Consider the following 15,685-nt stretch of genomic DNA (forward strand, 5'->3'; position numbering starts at 1 on the left):
ATAAAGTATAAATCTCTTAGTGTTTGAAGTGGCGAACGCCAGTCATTACCATTGCCATGTTGTGGGCATCGCAATAGTCAATCGAATCCTGATCCTTAATAGAGCCGCCTGGCTGCACTACTGCTTTTATACCTGCTTTATCGGCAATTTCAACACAATCCGGGAAAGGAAAGAAGGCATCAGAAGCCATTACTGTTTTACTCACGTCAAATCCGAAGCTTTTCGCTTTTTCTATAGCCTGACGCAGGGCATCTACCCTTGAGGTCTGGCCGACACCGCTTGAGAACATCATCTTATCTGTAGCAAAAACAATGGTGTTCGACTTGGTGTGCTTGCAAACTTTGGCTGCAAATACCAGCGCTCTTTTTTCTTCTGCGGTTGGTTCGCGTTTGGTAACGGTTTTAAAATCAGCTTCTGTTTCAGTTGCCAGGTCTTTGTCTTGCTCAATAACGCCGTTCAGTAAAGTTTTGAACAGTTTCTTCGGCAACTCTACATTGTTCTGCTTTAGCAGGATGCGGTTTTTCTTGCTCTTCAGCAGTTCCAGGGCATCATTATCAAAAGCAGGAGCGATCAATACCTCAAAGAACAACTTGTTCAGTTCCTCTGCTGCAGCCAGATCTATAGTTCTGTTTGCGATGATCACACCACCGAAAGCAGATACCGGGTCAGAAGAAAGGGCATTCAGGTAAGCTTCTTTTATAGTTTCGCCGATAGCACAGCCGCAGGCGTTCGTGTGTTTCAGTATAGCTACAATCGGTTCTTCAAATTCGGCGGCCAGGGCAACGGCAGCATCCATATCTACCAGATTGTTATAGGAAAGCTGCTTGCCATTTAACTGTTCGAAAAGCTCATCGAGTTTGCCATAAAAAGTGCCTTTCTGGTGCGGGTTCTCGCCGTAGCGCAGCGGAATAGCATCGCGCACGCTTTGCTTAAATACTACTTCTTCCTCTTCGCTGCCATTCAGGTAGTTGAAGATATGCGTATCGTAGTGCGACGAAACGTCGAACGCTTTGGCCGCAAATCGCTTGCGGTCCTGTAGCAAGGTGCTGCCGCTTCTGGTTTTAAGTAATTCTACTACTTCGTCATACTGCTCGCGCGACGATACGATAAGTACATCTTTGAAATTTTTAGCAGCCGCACGAATAAGAGAAATTCCACCAATGTCAATTTTTTCAATAATTTCTGCCTCCGATGCGCCAGCTGCAACAGTTTCCTCGAAAGGGTATAAATCTACTACAACAAGGTCGATTGGTGGAATCTCATATTGTGTTCTTTCAGAAAGATCGCTCTCGTTATCGCGGCGATGAAGTATACCACCGAAAACTTTTGGATGAAGTGTTTTTACGCGGCCGCCGAAAATGGATGGATAAGCAGTCAGGTCTTCTACGGCAATTACCTCAGCGCCCTGCTCTTCCAGGAAAGCTTGTGTGCCGCCTGTTGAGTAGATCGTTACATTATGCTGTTTCAGAAGCTCTACCAGTGGCTCGAGGCGGTCTTTGTAATAAACCGAAATAAGTGCGGATTTAATTTGAACAGGTTGCATCTATGGGTTGATTTTTGATTTCTATAGTTCGTCTTTCTCAAGTAGTAATTTTTCAACTACTTCAGGCAAGTGTTTGTGCTCCAACTGCAATACGCGTGCTGCAAGTTCTTCGGGTGTGTCTTCGGGTAAAACAGGGCAGTACTCCTGAAGTATAAATTCACCTTTGTCGTATTCTGCGTTTACGTGGTGGATGGTAATACCCGATTGTTTATCGCCTGCCTGTACCACGGCAGTATGTACGTTAATGCCGTGCATGCCTTTGCCGCCATACCGGGGCAGCAGGGCTGGGTGTATGTTAATGATCTTGTTTGGGAAAGTATGCAGGAAATTTTGCGGCACCAGCCACAGAAAGCCAGCCAGCACAATTAAATCAGGATGAAAGGATTTAACCTGCTCCAGCACTTTTTCAGAGTTGTAAAACTCATCCCTGGAAAACAAAAGAGCCGGGACGTGGTAGGTCTCGGCTCTTTTTAGGGCATAGGCTTTCGGGTTGTTGGAGAACAGGGCGGCCACGCGTATTTCAGGGTGGTGCTCGAAGTGCTCGAGCAGGCGTTGGGCATTGCTCCCCGAGCCGGAAGCGAAAATGACTATATTTTTCTTATCTGGTCGTTTCAAAAGTATAAGCTTGCTAATGAAGCTGCAAATATAGCCGGTTTGCTTATAGTTGCCAGTAAGTAATGCAAAACTTATACTTTAAAATCCGACCCTTAAGTTTATTGTAAACTATAAATTACTTCCAGTATTTCTCTATGGCAACAGCTACACCGTCTTCTATACTTTTAAGTGTAATCTCATTGGCTACAGCTTTTACCTCTTCGCGGGCATTGCCTACAGCTATGCCCATGCCTACGGATTGCAGCATATCAATATCATTGTAGTTGTCACCAAAGGCCATCACTTCGTGCATGCCTATAGCGTAGCGCGCTTTCAGTAACAGCTCCAGGGCTGTGGCTTTAGAAATGGCACGCGGAGCAATCTCAAGGTAAGTGTCTTTGGAGCGATAGGCGTGTACGTGGTTAGCAAAATTTTGGGTCAGCTCTTGTTGTAGCGCATCAATCTCATCAGCAGGGCCCATGCACATTACTTTATGTGCCCCGGTTGTTGTTTGGTGCCAACTCTCAAGTATAGGCTGCAACTCAGTTATGTTAGGCGATACTTTTGTAATGCGTTCCTCGCGTTCTGCCCAGAAATCAGCGGCGGGTGCATACCAGTTATCCTGTTCGTACAGGCTTACGTGTATGTCGGTGTCTTTCGTGAAATCATGGATGGTCTGGCAAATAGCAGCCGGTATCTGTACAGAATCCAGTTGAACTGCTTCTGCTTTGCCATCTTCAAAATGAATAACATACCCTCCGTTAAAGCAGATTAGCGGATGGTGCAGGATGTTGAGTTCCTGCTGCAGGTGGCGCATGGCGCTCGGCATGCGCGAAGATGCCAGGATTACAGGTACGTTTTGGTCTAAACTTTTGAAAGTAGATATGGTGCGCTGTGATAGCTGGCGATCACTGTTTAGCAAAGTGCCATCTATATCAGTGCAAATAGCACGGAATTTCATATTGAGTAACAGTTACTTGTAAAAAGTGCAAGTTACAAGTATAGATTCAGAATTCTTCTTTTATAACTACAGAATGAGAATTTGTGTGCCGGAAACAGTAAATTAAATCGAAAGAGAAGTATAATTTTAAAGTGGTCAGATCAAATTTGATTAAAATTTATACCAGCTATCCCAAGTCGTGTAAAGTTACATTTACCCTGAACTTATAGCATAGAGATAACAGAATAAGTATATTTAAGCGTCTTAGGCTGGCTTATCTTGTTTTGCTATAGCTCAAACCGCAAGTATAAACTTTAATTATTGAGTGGTATTAGTAGTAAAGGTTAAGACCAATTTACTGTTTCTTAGCCTTTAATGACCATGTAAACTGAAACTCTGCCACTTTATCTCCGGTTTCGTCTACACCTATACTTGTAGCTACTACAGTTACGCCCTCTCCGGTGGCTTTTGTTATGTTTGTTGCTTCTTGTATAAGCTGGCCTTCGTAGCAGCTAAAGGTTATTTTGCCTGTAGCTTTTTTAGTAAAGCTGGCTTGCATGTTCGTAACCAGCATCGATACAACTGGCGAGGATTTGTAAACATGCATCATGCAGAGTACGCCCGTGGATAATTCAGCTGCCATACTTAGGCTGGCAAAGTAAATAGACCGGAATGGGTTTTTATTGAGGTATTTATAAGGTATGGAAACCGATGCATGTTCCCCGGAAACAGATACAACCCGTAAACCTGCCAGATATGCCATTGGTAACTTCGAAAGCATAAACAGCCTTAGCTTGGTAGGCGAAGCAACAATATTCCGGAAAACCTCGGCTTGATTTTGTGATGAACCCATGGCAAGTATACAGTTACAGCAAGTATACTTAAAGATAAAGAAATAGCTCGGAAGTTACTCTAAGCTCCTCGTGGTTTTTAAAACCGGCAAGTATAACTCAGGCAATGGCTTCGCAGTTTTTGCACACACCCTGCGCCGAAAAATGCAGGCTGTTAACTTTGTAGCCAGCAGGTAGTTTTATTTCAGGCACATGTACTTCGTTCAGGCATAAAGTATGGCCACAGGCGGTGCAGCTAAAATGGATATGGTTATCAAAGTGCTGGTGCTGGCTGCAGGCTTCGTGGCAAAGCGCATACTTTACTGCTCCGCTCACATCGTTTATACTATGCAGCAGTCCCTTCTCTTCAAAAGCATACAGGGTGCGGTAAATAGTTACCCTGTCAAAGCGGTCGCCGAGGAGTTGTTCAAGGTCGGCGTGGGCAAGCGCAAACCTTTTATCTAAAAACAGATGCAGTACTTCTGCCCGGCAACTGGTGTTCCGGAGACCATACTGTTTCAGCAATTCCTGCGCCTTATTCATTTTCTTCACGTTAGCCCACAGCAAGAATACTAATTTTTTTTCAGATAGAAGTATAAAGCAATGGCTTTTGAGTTACCGTACCAGCAGCATTGAGAGTATACCGGTAAGCATTATAAACTTGTTCAGGTTGCTGAGGAATGTGAAATCGCGCCGGCGGTCGGCCCGGATCAGTTTCAGTACCAATCCTATACTTGGCAGCAGCACCAATACCAGCATATATACATCAAAAAAAAGCGGCGTTGCCGGATGAAGTATAACTACAATAACAAAAGCCTGAAATGTGGCTATAAGCGGGTATAAAACATACTTTGTGGTGCGCAGGCCGGCCACAATAGGTAAGGTTCTGCAGTTAAAAGAAGCGTCGCCTTTCACGTCTTCCATGTCTTTGATAATTTCCCGGATAAGCGAGATCAGGAACGCAAATACGGCATACCCAATCGTGATCTTGTTAAGCTTATCATCATATACAGCCACCACCAGCAACATAGATGCGGATAACAAAGCAATAGCGATGTTGCCAACCAACAGCATTTTCTTGAGCTGTGCCGAGTAACCCCAAAGCAACAGCACAGCGCCCAGGTTTATGAGCCCGATAGGCAAGTATAACCAGGCACCGATACTTACCCCTAAAAAAGACAGGAATAAGTGCGCAAACATAGCCCGGCGGCGGCGTATACTTTTGCCCACTACCATTTTATGCGGCTTGTTAATGGCATCAATCTTTATATCATAATAATCATTGATGATGTAGCCGGCGGCCGCCACACAAACCGTTGAAAAAGTGAGCAGCGCAAACTCCGGATGCAGCACCATTGCCCACTCTATGCCAGCAGCCAGCAAGCAGGCTTGCACCAATGCCTGACACATTACTATAAGCAGCAGGTTCGGGAAACGGACAAGGCTGAGAAAATCTTTCACGGGGCGGTTAGCTCATGTTGTATTGTAAAGGTAAGGCGCCGGTTTTTGCCGGGCAACTAATAAGCTGATCACAAAAAAAGCCCCTGGGTTGCAGGGGCTTTTTTTGTGCGGTTAAATATATCTACTTAGAGTCTCTGTATATTAACTGCGTTTACTCCTTTTTTGCCTTCCTGTGTGTCGAAAGCTACGCGGTCGTTCTGCTGGATCTGCAATCCGTTCAAGCCAGTTACATGTACAAAGAAGTCCTCGTTGGTGTCGTCTTCAGTTATAAACCCAAAACCTTTAGACTCAATAAAGAATTTTACTTTTCCTGTTTTCATAAAGATTAAATAATTATTGGTATTAAAAACAGTTCAAAGATATTCTTTATTTCTATATATGCAAATTTAGTTTAAAAGAAATTTATAATTTAATTACAGAATAGTATAATATTGGTTACCATGTATCCTGTTCTTTCATTATTTTTTCAATCAGGTCTCGTACTGCACCTTTGCCGCCTCCTTTTTCAGAAACGAATGTGCATATTTCCCGGATATCATTGGCTGCATCGGCAGGGCAGGCGCTTAGGCCACAGCGTTGCAATACTTCCAGGTCAGGCATATCGTCGCCCATATACGCAACTGTAGCCGGGTGCACCCCCTGCATGTATATATAATCTTCAAAAACATCTACTTTATCTTCTGCTCCCAAGAATATATCTTCAATATCGAGTTGCTCCAGGCGCAGGCGTACTCCCGGCTCATTTTTGGCAGATATGATAGCTACACGGTATCCTTGTCTTATAGCATGCTTAATGGCAAAACCATCTTTAATGTTGAAGGCACGTACCTGTTCGCCATCGGCAAAACTATACAGCAGGCCATCAGTAAGCACACCATCTACATCAAAAATGAAGGTGTTAATGCGGGTAAGATCCGGTTGTGTGATTGGCATAGGAAGTATGGGAAATCGGTAGATGTTTTACTTATGAGATGATAATTAAGTATGGGCAGTATCGTACTGTTGAAGGAGCAAATATAGCCTGGGGTAAGGGTTAAAGAAAAAGGTTCTTTACTGGAAAGAACCTTTAGAAGTATAGTTATACTTGCTGCATCAGCAGGTGTTAGTCCTGGTTGTCGCGCCATTCATAAACCCAGGCAGCCTGGATTTGCTCTAAATGGCCTTCATTTGCTTGCTCGCGTGTGCCTTCAAAATTAGGTAACGAAAGCACCCAGTCAAGTAACTCGGTAAAGCGGATGCGGTAAATTTTAGATTCCGTGAAGTCGTCACCAAATTTTTCGTAAAGTGCCATGGCTATATCTTCATGGTCGCCCCAGTTCATTGGTGGCTCATATCCTTTGTTCATATTTTTTCAATTAACAATTTTATCAGTTAACAATCTGCAGTCAAAAGTAAACAGGTTTATATTTTATTGGCTATTTGATAAGTGTTTACTGTTACCTGTTTACTGTAATTAGTGGCCCAGGAAATCCTGCTCTGGTATAGTTACCACTACGTCTTCGTTGCCTTGTATGACGCACTGGCAGGCAAGGCGCGAGTTAATACGAGGGTCTACGGCACGGTCGATAAAGTCTTCTTCCTTGTCCGAAATTTCAGGCATATCGTCCATGCCGGCCTCTATGTATACATGGCAGGTGCTGCAGCCGCAAACGCCGCCACAGTTGTGCTGTAATTTTATATCGTTGTTAAGCGCTACATCCAGCACTGTCTCGCCCTCTACGGCAGGTAGTATCTGGTCTGGTGCGCCATCAGCAAACTTAAAGGTTATATTTATAACTTTCATCTGTTCCTCACATTTAGGCTGCAAAGTTATAAAACCCTCTCCCCGAATCAAAACGCGGTACAATTCTTACGCTGCTACTTAAGCATTACTGCTGCTGATTTTGTATACTCTGGGTAAGTTGCTGGTATAGTTGCTGGTATTGCGGGTGGTTCTGTAACAGGTGCAGGTGCGTTTTAATCACGTTTTCGTCGCGCCTTATAGCGGGCCCTGTCTGCACCAGAAATGGGTGCTGGCTGGCAGCTTTTTGTATGGTTTCCTGTATAAGTGGCTGCAAAAGGGTGGCTGGGAGGTCGGCTTCAAGCAAAATTTCTCTGCTGATGCCCAGCAAATGGTTTGTAAAGTTACAGGCAAATACTGCTGCCAAATGTAAATGCTTCCGTTTTTCGGAGGTTACTTCTATTACATGCTGGCTTATACTTTGTGCAAATGCTTTTAGCAGGGTAAGTGTTGATTCATTCTCGGCCTCCAGCAAAACCGGCACTTGTTTAAAATCAACTGGCTTTCCTTTTGTGAATGTCTGTAGTGGGTAAAATACGCCAATACGGGCATCATTTATACTTTGCAACACCTGCAATGGTAGCGAGCCTGACGTATGCACTACTATAGTACCTGCGTTTACTTTTACCTGGCTGGCAACAGCAGCCACAGCGGCATCTGGTATGGCAATAATTACTATATCGGCTTCAACAGAAGTAAAGTCAGGGGTTGGAATAACCTGTGTGGCTGTAAATTCTTTTGCCAAAGCTTCGGCGGCTTCAACTGTACGGCTGTATAATGCCACCACCTGATGGCCCGCCGCTACTGCCGTATGCGCTAAGTGCCAGGCTACGTTACCAGCTCCTATTAGGGCTATTCGCATTTTTTTGTGCATAAACTTTAAGTACGAAATGGGAGATTTTAGACCAGGAGATCCGTTGGTTTCAGTATCAGGTAAACTTATGCACCATACTTTTCTTGCAGCCACTTTTCAACCTCCGGTATCGGAATGCTGAAATCTTCGATTTCATCTCCGCTTGATCCGATAATTGGAGTATAATCGAAGTTAAGGCCTTTACACAATAACATATAACGGGCCTTCATGATTTTTGCCGGGTGAAACTCCATAACACTGCATTTTTCAGAGAACAACAGGTTTGTCAGACCTGCCCCATGTGGCGATATTATAGCTTCGGCATCATAAAATGTCTGGATCTGTTGTTTGTAATCCAGGTCTTCTGACCAAACTATTTTAAAACCATACTTTTCTAGGACAGGGTATAATTCAGGCTCATTTATGACACGACGAAATCTGGCTTTTGATCTGCTGACATAAATCCGCTGCTTTGGATTGTTTCGTTCTATAGTATAGCTATCCCATATTTTTTCACGAAGCCAACTGCTTACATCCGGTGGAAGGTATCCGCTAAAAGATGATGTTACAAACGAGGGTAAATAGAAATTGGCTATCCTGATTTTGTGGTGTTTATTAATGTACTTAATTTTTATGTGGGGATAATCTTTTAACAGGAATTCCAATGTATGCTTTTGGTAAGCATGAGCGCCCTTCCACATGAGCAGGGTAACAGGTTCTTTTATAGTATTGGCTATAATATAGGCCCGGGGCAAGCTGTCTATAAACCAAAGCGAAATGTTATTGTCAGCCCAGTGGCTGTGTTGTATTGTAGTATAATTGCCTTCTTTAAAGCGGTGCGGAAGCATTACCGTGAAATCACGAAAGGCCTTTGATCTTGTTAATCTATCTACACTTAACCCCGATTCAACGATCAGCTTCTGATTTATCATTATTACCCCGGTGTGGCTAAAAAATGTAACATCATTTAGCTTATAAATGGAAAGCTCCTTTTGCCTGTGGCCCAAAGCATAATCTGATTCGAAATAATTATAGGAAGCCGCGCATGCTTTTAAAAAATCTTTCTCCTGTGCGTTAAAATCCAACTCATACTCTGGGGTTAAGTTTATTTTCTGGCCACGCCCATGTAAGTATGAATAGTATGGGTAATAATTAATAAGCCTTAACGCTACATAAAAGGCGCTGTTTAATTTGCGCTTAAAGACTCTTATAAAATCAGTTGCCATAGTTTTTTTGTATTCCGCCGCTACTTCTTCTGTTTTGCATTCCTGTAGCCAAAATAAGATTGGCAGCGGAAGTATAAATCAATTTAAAGAACAGGATTTAATTTTATAAAAAACAGTGTTGGGCGACTTGCAGTAAAATACATACCCCTTCGAGTTCAGGAATTTATGAATTCCTGTTTCAAATATATTCTCAACCTTTGCCTCCAGTATTTCCACCAAAACGATTAGAGGTCTGTACTTATCCCAGTTGTTGGATTGTAATACTTCTAAATCATAGCCCTCCACATCAACAGAAAGGAATGATATTTCCTGATCAAGAGGTAAATATTTATCTAAAACTACATGAAGCGGAAAAGTATGAACCTCCTTCTTATCAATTATTGGCATATCTCTGCTTTCAGACATTTGCTTGTCAAATCCATTCAGGGCTGGCTCGGGAAACATATAATAAGTTAAGACTTGCTCTACCTGCGAGATGCCAGCCTCTAAATTAATGTCGTTAGGCCTTATCTTATTAAAAGAAGTCATACTATTGGGCATCGCATCTATATTAATGCCGCGCCACCCCTTTTTGTAGAACAGGTAGGTGTTTGAAAATCGTTTAGGATGATGTGCGCCAACATCGATGTAAAACCCTTGCAGTTTAGACTCAAATATCCGCTCGAGCAGTAGGTCTTCACCTTCCTGTGCGTAGGAAATTTTAGTATATCTAAAATCCTTTACTTTATAGTATACCCGTTTAAGTTTTGCAAGCATGCTGAATCATTGTCGAGTTATCCTGTATTCTAAAGTCGATTCTTAATTTAACTATAAGCGTGTTCTGCTTACAAGTATATCTACAAGTAAGTAATAATTAGCTTTTAATAATTTCGATTAGCTAAATTTTAGGCTTTAAACACAAAAGGCGGGCTATACATAGCCTGCCTTTTGCAATTGTAGATTAAAACTCAACTTACGCCACTTGTGGTTTCTGTTGCTTTTTTATACTTGTTAAATCTTCTGTAGCGGTTTTGCCTTCCTTACTGCGGCGTATTACAGCCATTACGAAGCCAATCGACATAATAATAGTACCGATCCAAAGCACATTTACAAAAGGTTTTTCCATTGCCTTAAGTATGATGTAATCTTTCTGGGTAGAGTTTACACCAATCTTGAAGCGGTTGTTCTGGGTGTCGATGTTCATGAAGGTAATGCGCAGGCCAAGGTCTTCGATCTCTTCCGGCACACGGCCCATCATCTGGTCTTTTATCATGAGCACCGGGTGGGCATGGTAATTTTTACGCTCACCCATAATTTTCATGTCTGCCTGTACGGCCACATCGCCTTTGTTTATCTCAACACCCGGCACTTTTTCAACGCGCTCTATGCCGTTAAAAATAGCTACGTAGTCATTTAAGATAATTGTATCCCCAGCAGATACTTCATACTCTTTCAGTTCGCTCCATTCTTTTTCCTCGTTAGGGTCCGGAACGGTAGATACGTGGGTGTATAAGTCTTTTGTAAGGAAGTTCTTAATGTCAGGTGATGCCAGCAGGCCCATGTTCGGGTTTACCTGCGCTCTCGGATAAAGTGTGAAATCTTCTTCTTCGCTCTTGTATTGTACCTGGTAGTAGGTGTTTTCCGGAGAAACAATATTCAGTGTATCGCCGGTTTTAAAGTATATTTTATCACCTACTTTAATATCGCCACGGGCAATAGATTTATACTCGTCTTCTGTAGGGAACAGCAACTCTTTGGTTACATACTCGGGCACGCCTTCTACCTCCAGAAACTGACCATGGTAGCTTACTTTATACTTGCCCATATCTACCGGCGTATTGCGCCACAGCAGTACGTTGTCGCGGTTAATCTCATCCGGAAACTCGCGTGAGTATAGTAAGCCGGAGTTGTTTTGCGAAATAATGTTAGAGTAGCCCGAAGAGAACAAAATACCGATCAGCATAAGGGCTATACCAATGTGAGCTACTGCGCCGCCAGAAAGCGTTACCTTTTTGCGGATCAGGCCCAGCATGATGCTCAGGTTTGCAAATACTGCAAAAAGGGCAGCTACCAGTAATACGATGTAAACGAAATTGTCAATCTTACCAAGTATGATGAACAAGCTTGCAAACAGCAGTGTTAGCATAGCCGGCATCACAATCGCATCTTTCAGGCTGGTTTTGTCTGTTTTGCGCCACCACATAATCTGGCCAACGCCAGAAAGTATAGCCACAGCCACACCCGCCCAAAGCTGGAATTTTGTGTAGTGTGCAATCTGGTCGGCTGGCAGCGCTGCGTTAGAATCTATACCTATAAAACCCAGGAAGGAGTTGTAAACCGGGATAGACGTGGTTGCCAGTACCTGGAAACCAGCCAGGCAGAGTACAGATGCACCAATAAATACCCAGAACTCAGCACTATAAGTAGAAAGTTCTTTTTCAGTTGTCGGGATCTTTTTCCAGTTATACACCAGCAACGCAATGGAGATAACCATGAAGGCTGCCAGGTAAGTAAACAGCTGCCCTGATAGGCCTAAGTCTGTGAAAGAGTGGACTGAGGCATTACCCAATATACCGCTGCGGGTAAGGAAGGTAGCATAAAGTATAAGCAGGAACGAAGCGATAACAAGTATAAAACTTGCTTTCAGGCCTTGCTTGCTGCGGCGGTAGGCCACCATGGTATGTATAGCGCCAACCAGCACCAGCCACGGAATGTAAACGGCATTCTCAACAGGGTCCCAGTTCCAGTAGCCACCAAAGTTTAGGGTTTCGTAAGCCCAGTAAGCGCCCATAACTATACCAACGCCCAGTACAACGGCTGCAAAATGCGACCAAGGCAAAGCAGGTTTTACCCACTCTGTTAATTTTCCTTTCCAGAGGCCGGCAATTGCAAATGCAAACGGTACCAGTGTAGCGGCAAAGCCAAGGAAAAGGGTAGGAGGGTGAATCACCATCCAGTAATTCTGCAGCAATGGGTTAAGGCCGGTACCATCTTTCGGGATGAAGTTCGGGTCCATTTTAAACACCGGTGCATCCGTCATAAAGTCGCGCATCAGTATAAATGGTGAAGATCCGATCTTAAGATCACCCAATACCACACCTAATATCATGGAGGTCAGGAATATCTGAACAAAAGAGAAAGTGGCCATAACCGGCGCTTCCCATGTCTTGTTCTTTTTGCCGAAACCGATAAGCGCTACGCCAAGCACTACATGCCAGAAGATCCAAAGTAGGAAAGAACCTTCCTGCCCCTCCCAGAAACAGGAGATCATGTAATGAACCGGCAAGTGGTTAGATGAGTGGCTCCATGCGTAATAATACTCGTAGCGGTGCGCGTAAATAATATTGAAAAGGCTGAATACAATCATGAACACTGCGGCGCCGTGTACATAAAAGGCTAACCTGGCCAGCGTGCGCCAGCTCGTGTCGCCACTGATTTCTACCTTTTGGCGCGAAGCCATAAAATATGCGTAGGAGGCAACAATGGCCGCTACAAAAGCTACGATCACACTACCGTGGCCTATGTCTCCGATCAGCGTATTTATCATTTCTTAATACTTAAAAGTTGAATTTTGCAGTTAAAAGCAGCGCAAAGTATAAAGTATAACTTCGACTTTTAACCGGGCACTATAAATTACATGCTGGCTGTTACTTCTTTTTCCACATACTTGGATGGGCACTTCAACAGGATCTTATCGGCCACGAACACGTTGTTCTGCATATTGCCGGTAATTACTACTTGCTCTGATCTGTCGAAATCCTGTGGTTTGGGGTTATAGTACACCACGCGCTGCTCAAAGCGGTTTGTGTCTACAAGGGTGAAGGAAAAGTAATTCGGATCAACGAGTGGGTCGTATTGCATGCCTACAATGTGGCCTTTTGCATCTTTTTTAAGTTTACCCACCACGTGTACTTTGGTTGTATTGCCATCTTCGGCGCGCTCAATGGCCTCGCCAAAGGAAACATACGTACTGGCATCGCCTGCTGTAGTCATGATAATGCCTATAGCCAATGCGATAACAATAATTCCGATGATATGTGACTTTTTCATCTTTAAGTTAAAGTATAAGTACTCTTTTTCTGTTAGCCTAACACCTAACGGATGTTTTTAAATCCATCCTGTTTAAAACTATTTATACCAGACAAGAGAGGCACATATCAGCGAAATTATACTTTAGATAGTGCTGGTAATAGGCCTGACTCTGGCTTCAATACTGTTCTTGTCGTCTAATACCTGTTTTGCCTGGTCGATCTCTACAAAAAACTCGTCGCACTCGATAAGTTTATAGGCCCGCAGGTGTCGTTGCGAAATAAACCATACTTGGCGGCTGGTATTGCTTAGTATAAAAAAACACTCCGATGTTTCGCTGGCATTATAAACGCCCAATACTTTATAGGCATAGGCCGGGTCAAAATGTCCATCGTTGATCGGGTGTGGTTTCACATGGTCTAAGGGACTTAGCGAAACAAATAAATTCGGGTTTAGGGTGATGCTCATCGTTATTCTTTAAACATAGATGAGCATATTACGCAAACATCAGCCCTTCTGGCTGCCCGTTATAGTTTATTTTCTGCTGTTATTCTAAGCGCTGGTATTATCTGTTCACCAGGTCGTCTTTCAGCTGCTTTTCCAGTCGGGTTACTTTTCTATCTAAGGCAATCAGGTAAATGATCATCCCGATAAGCACCGTCAGTAACACTACAACTACTACATAAATTTTACCGTCCTGGCGCAGGGCATCGGCCATTTCAACATCGGCTCCGGCTGTAGTAGCCACATATTCGGTCTGGGCCTGCGCAACCTGGGCGCCTAACGTGGCAACAAGTATAAAGCACCACAAGGCCACTATTTTAATGATTTTCATATAAGCGTTGTTTCAATAATTCTAATCTTGACTTTACGTTCACGATCCAGATGCCCAGCAGTGTCCAGCCGATAACAGCCGGGTAAAATACAAGCCGCAGGCGATTGTCGAGGTCGTAGGAGTTAAAGCCGGGGTTGCCGCCGTTACCAGGGTGTAGCGAATCGGTGAGGCGTGGAAGTATAAACAGTAGCGGGATGAGCGCTGCAAATGCAAAAATATTATATACTGCGCTGATGCGGGCACGTTGCTGCTGCTCGGCAAAAGAGCTTCGCAGTACCAGGTAAGCAAAGTATAAAAGCAAGCCAATAGCCGCACCGTTCTGTTTCGGGTCGTTGCTCCAGTATTCGCCCCAGGTAAATTTAGCCCACTCCATGCCGGTAACAATACCCAGCACGCCAAACAGGATACCAACTTTAGCCGCTTCAAAGGCAATCACATCGTTTTTTATACTTGGGTTGCGCAGGTATTTAACAGAATATACCACCGATACTAGCAGGATCAGGATCATGCCAAACCACATGGGCACGTGAAAGTATAAATTACGAATTGTCTCGTTAAGGATGGCCAGCCGTGGTACTTCGGTAAGCAAGCCTGCCACAACGGTAAAAACCAGTAATAGCACTGCCAGAATTTTCCACCAATTCTTCATATTCAGATAGTAGATGTAAGATACAAGACGTTAGACTTTTCCTGAAAAACAGATGAAGCCCTGTTCTGGTTCTTGATAAAGATTTATTAACTCCTTCTTCGCTTTTAACATTTTTGCCTTTATTTCAAGTCGTGCGCCCAGTGCCTTGTGTCTTAAAGATTACGAACGCCAAAGGTACGGGAACAAAATATAAGAAACAGTGATAACGATCATGTTTATGGCAAGCAAAGTAAGCAGTTCGTCGAGGCTGGCGCCGCGGTCAAGGCCATCCAGCGCGTTTTTAGACATTTTTATCAGCATCAGCAACATTGGAATAATAACTGGGAAGCTGAGTACTGCCATAAGTGTGCTGCTGTTAGCTGCTTTGGATGCGATGCCCGAGATCATGGTAAGGGAGGTGGAGAACCCGATAGCTCCCAGCAAAATTGATAGCAGGAACATGGGTACATCCTGCACCGGGTTTCCAAGCACAAACGCATAAAACACGAAGCAGATAAGCGCCAGAACCAGCATCAGGCAGGCATTGTAGAGTATTTTTGAAAGTATAACTCCCTGCGGGCTGACGATAGAGTAAAAGTATAACAACCTTCCGCGGTTTTCCTGCATAAAGCTTTTGGCAATAGCATTAACCGATGTAAACAGAAGTATGATCCAAAGCACAGCGTTCCAGACAGGTACTGTAAGCACGTTGGAGCGAAGGCCAAAGCTCAGGTAGCATACAAAAACGGTGCTGCTGACATATAGCAACATGCCATTGAAGGCATACTTCTGCCGCCACTCCAGCACGAAGTCCTTCTGCATCAAGGATAAAACTTCTTTTAACAGCACTTTTTTAATTTTGCTGCAAAGTTACGACACAATTAAATGAGAAAGTAGTGTTTGTTACGGATTGATGATATGTATCAGTTTTAAAAGTTATACTATAGTGCTATTTCGGGTGACAGCGAGAGATCTAAATTAGAATTA

General features: G+C 43.6%; 19 protein-coding genes. All 19 read right to left on the bottom strand.

Annotated elements, in window-relative coordinates:
* Positions 1 to 16: 16 nt before the first annotated feature.
* The 19 genes from purH to LWP20_RS02700 all read right to left on the bottom strand — a co-directional run bounded on the left by purH (position 17) and on the right by LWP20_RS02700 (position 15,520).
* Complete coding sequence (gene purH / locus LWP20_RS02610) at positions 17 to 1,543, bottom strand: bifunctional phosphoribosylaminoimidazolecarboxamide formyltransferase/IMP cyclohydrolase (RefSeq protein ID WP_242926551.1); 1,527 nt, start codon at positions 1,541 to 1,543, stop codon at positions 17 to 19.
* A gap of 21 nt (positions 1,544 to 1,564) precedes the next feature.
* Positions 1,565 to 2,158, bottom strand: coding sequence for a phosphoribosylglycinamide formyltransferase (purN, locus tag LWP20_RS02615; protein WP_242926552.1), 594 nt, complete (start codon positions 2,156 to 2,158; stop codon positions 1,565 to 1,567).
* 115 nt (positions 2,159 to 2,273) lie between these two features.
* Positions 2,274 to 3,098: a Cof-type HAD-IIB family hydrolase gene (locus LWP20_RS02620; RefSeq protein ID WP_242926553.1), complete on the bottom strand. Its 825-nt coding sequence runs from the start codon at positions 3,096 to 3,098 to the stop codon at positions 2,274 to 2,276.
* 334 nt (positions 3,099 to 3,432) lie between these two features.
* A complete protein-coding gene (locus LWP20_RS02625) occupies positions 3,433 to 3,930 on the bottom strand; it encodes a PaaI family thioesterase (RefSeq protein WP_242926554.1) in 498 nt (165 codons plus the stop codon).
* Positions 3,931 to 4,027: 97 nt separating this feature from the next.
* Complete coding sequence (locus tag LWP20_RS02630; protein WP_242927098.1) at positions 4,028 to 4,450, bottom strand: Fur family transcriptional regulator; 423 nt, start codon at positions 4,448 to 4,450, stop codon at positions 4,028 to 4,030.
* A 72-nt stretch (positions 4,451 to 4,522) separates the two neighbouring features.
* Positions 4,523 to 5,368 (bottom strand): geranylgeranylglycerol-phosphate geranylgeranyltransferase, encoded by an 846-nt coding sequence (locus LWP20_RS02635; RefSeq protein ID WP_242926555.1) that lies wholly within the window; start codon positions 5,366 to 5,368, stop codon positions 4,523 to 4,525.
* A 125-nt stretch (positions 5,369 to 5,493) separates the two neighbouring features.
* Positions 5,494 to 5,688 carry a cold-shock protein gene (locus LWP20_RS02640; protein WP_242926556.1) on the bottom strand — a complete coding sequence of 65 codons (195 nt, stop codon included), beginning with the start codon at positions 5,686 to 5,688 and terminating at the stop codon, positions 5,494 to 5,496.
* Between the two features lie 115 nt (positions 5,689 to 5,803).
* A complete protein-coding gene (locus tag LWP20_RS02645; RefSeq protein ID WP_242926557.1) occupies positions 5,804 to 6,301 on the bottom strand; it encodes a KdsC family phosphatase in 498 nt (165 codons plus the stop codon).
* Between the two features lie 169 nt (positions 6,302 to 6,470).
* Positions 6,471 to 6,713 carry a Fe-S cluster assembly protein IscX gene (gene iscX, locus LWP20_RS02650; RefSeq protein ID WP_242926558.1) on the bottom strand — a complete coding sequence of 81 codons (243 nt, stop codon included), beginning with the start codon at positions 6,711 to 6,713 and terminating at the stop codon, positions 6,471 to 6,473.
* Positions 6,714 to 6,821: 108 nt separating this feature from the next.
* Positions 6,822 to 7,151, bottom strand: coding sequence for a 2Fe-2S iron-sulfur cluster-binding protein (locus LWP20_RS02655; RefSeq protein ID WP_242926559.1), 330 nt, complete (start codon positions 7,149 to 7,151; stop codon positions 6,822 to 6,824).
* Between the two features lie 85 nt (positions 7,152 to 7,236).
* Complete coding sequence (locus LWP20_RS02660) at positions 7,237 to 8,010, bottom strand: Rossmann-like and DUF2520 domain-containing protein (protein ID WP_242926560.1); 774 nt, start codon at positions 8,008 to 8,010, stop codon at positions 7,237 to 7,239.
* Between the two features lie 77 nt (positions 8,011 to 8,087).
* The gene (locus tag LWP20_RS02665; RefSeq protein WP_242926561.1) at positions 8,088 to 9,227 is read right to left on the bottom strand and encodes a glycosyltransferase family 61 protein; all 1,140 of its coding nucleotides are present in this window, start codon (positions 9,225 to 9,227) and stop codon (positions 8,088 to 8,090) included.
* Positions 9,228 to 9,305: 78 nt separating this feature from the next.
* Positions 9,306 to 9,983 (bottom strand): FkbM family methyltransferase, encoded by a 678-nt coding sequence (locus tag LWP20_RS02670; RefSeq protein WP_242926562.1) that lies wholly within the window; start codon positions 9,981 to 9,983, stop codon positions 9,306 to 9,308.
* 196 nt (positions 9,984 to 10,179) lie between these two features.
* Positions 10,180 to 12,753: a heme lyase CcmF/NrfE family subunit gene (locus LWP20_RS02675; protein WP_242926563.1), complete on the bottom strand. Its 2,574-nt coding sequence runs from the start codon at positions 12,751 to 12,753 to the stop codon at positions 10,180 to 10,182.
* An 86-nt stretch (positions 12,754 to 12,839) separates the two neighbouring features.
* Positions 12,840 to 13,256, bottom strand: a complete 417-nt coding sequence (locus LWP20_RS02680) for a cytochrome c maturation protein CcmE domain-containing protein (protein ID WP_242926564.1) — start codon at positions 13,254 to 13,256, stop codon at positions 12,840 to 12,842.
* A gap of 123 nt (positions 13,257 to 13,379) precedes the next feature.
* Positions 13,380 to 13,703: a hypothetical protein gene (locus LWP20_RS02685; protein WP_242926565.1), complete on the bottom strand. Its 324-nt coding sequence runs from the start codon at positions 13,701 to 13,703 to the stop codon at positions 13,380 to 13,382.
* Positions 13,704 to 13,800: 97 nt separating this feature from the next.
* A complete protein-coding gene (locus LWP20_RS02690) occupies positions 13,801 to 14,070 on the bottom strand; it encodes a CcmD family protein (RefSeq protein ID WP_242926566.1) in 270 nt (89 codons plus the stop codon).
* The gene (ccsA, locus tag LWP20_RS02695) at positions 14,057 to 14,719 is read right to left on the bottom strand and encodes a cytochrome c biogenesis protein CcsA (RefSeq protein ID WP_242926567.1); all 663 of its coding nucleotides are present in this window, start codon (positions 14,717 to 14,719) and stop codon (positions 14,057 to 14,059) included. The genes LWP20_RS02690 and ccsA overlap by 14 nt, the downstream gene beginning before the upstream one ends.
* A gap of 159 nt (positions 14,720 to 14,878) precedes the next feature.
* Complete coding sequence (locus LWP20_RS02700; protein ID WP_242926568.1) at positions 14,879 to 15,520, bottom strand: heme exporter protein CcmB; 642 nt, start codon at positions 15,518 to 15,520, stop codon at positions 14,879 to 14,881.
* Between the last annotated feature and the right edge of the window lie 165 nt (positions 15,521 to 15,685).

It is taken from the genome of Pontibacter vulgaris (assembly GCF_022758145.1).
Classification (GTDB): domain Bacteria; phylum Bacteroidota; class Bacteroidia; order Cytophagales; family Hymenobacteraceae; genus Pontibacter; species Pontibacter vulgaris.

Bases quoted from the DNA above. Each gene is read 5' to 3' on its own strand.
- purH (WP_242926551.1), bottom strand. From the start codon at position 1,543: ATGCAACCTGTTCAAATTAAATCCGCACTTATTTCGGTTTATTACAAA.
- LWP20_RS02620 (WP_242926553.1), bottom strand. From the start codon at position 3,098: ATGAAATTCCGTGCTATTTGCACTGATATAGATGGCACTTTGCTAAAC.
- LWP20_RS02625 (WP_242926554.1), bottom strand. From the start codon at position 3,930: ATGGGTTCATCACAAAATCAAGCCGAGGTTTTCCGGAATATTGTTGCT.
- LWP20_RS02630 (WP_242927098.1), bottom strand. From the start codon at position 4,450: ATGAATAAGGCGCAGGAATTGCTGAAACAGTATGGTCTCCGGAACACC.
- LWP20_RS02640 (WP_242926556.1), bottom strand. From the start codon at position 5,688: ATGAAAACAGGAAAAGTAAAATTCTTTATTGAGTCTAAAGGTTTTGGG.
- LWP20_RS02645 (WP_242926557.1), bottom strand. From the start codon at position 6,301: ATGCCAATCACACAACCGGATCTTACCCGCATTAACACCTTCATTTTT.
- iscX (WP_242926558.1), bottom strand. From the start codon at position 6,713: ATGAACAAAGGATATGAGCCACCAATGAACTGGGGCGACCATGAAGAT.
- LWP20_RS02655 (WP_242926559.1), bottom strand. From the start codon at position 7,151: ATGAAAGTTATAAATATAACCTTTAAGTTTGCTGATGGCGCACCAGAC.
- LWP20_RS02660 (WP_242926560.1), bottom strand. From the start codon at position 8,010: ATGCGAATAGCCCTAATAGGAGCTGGTAACGTAGCCTGGCACTTAGCG.
- LWP20_RS02665 (WP_242926561.1), bottom strand. From the start codon at position 9,227: ATGGCAACTGATTTTATAAGAGTCTTTAAGCGCAAATTAAACAGCGCC.
- LWP20_RS02670 (WP_242926562.1), bottom strand. From the start codon at position 9,983: ATGCTTGCAAAACTTAAACGGGTATACTATAAAGTAAAGGATTTTAGA.
- LWP20_RS02675 (WP_242926563.1), bottom strand. From the start codon at position 12,753: ATGATAAATACGCTGATCGGAGACATAGGCCACGGTAGTGTGATCGTA.
- LWP20_RS02680 (WP_242926564.1), bottom strand. From the start codon at position 13,256: ATGAAAAAGTCACATATCATCGGAATTATTGTTATCGCATTGGCTATA.
- LWP20_RS02685 (WP_242926565.1), bottom strand. From the start codon at position 13,703: ATGAGCATCACCCTAAACCCGAATTTATTTGTTTCGCTAAGTCCCTTA.
- LWP20_RS02690 (WP_242926566.1), bottom strand. From the start codon at position 14,070: ATGAAAATCATTAAAATAGTGGCCTTGTGGTGCTTTATACTTGTTGCC.
- ccsA (WP_242926567.1), bottom strand. From the start codon at position 14,719: ATGAAGAATTGGTGGAAAATTCTGGCAGTGCTATTACTGGTTTTTACC.
- LWP20_RS02700 (WP_242926568.1), bottom strand. From the start codon at position 15,520: ATGCAGAAGGACTTCGTGCTGGAGTGGCGGCAGAAGTATGCCTTCAAT.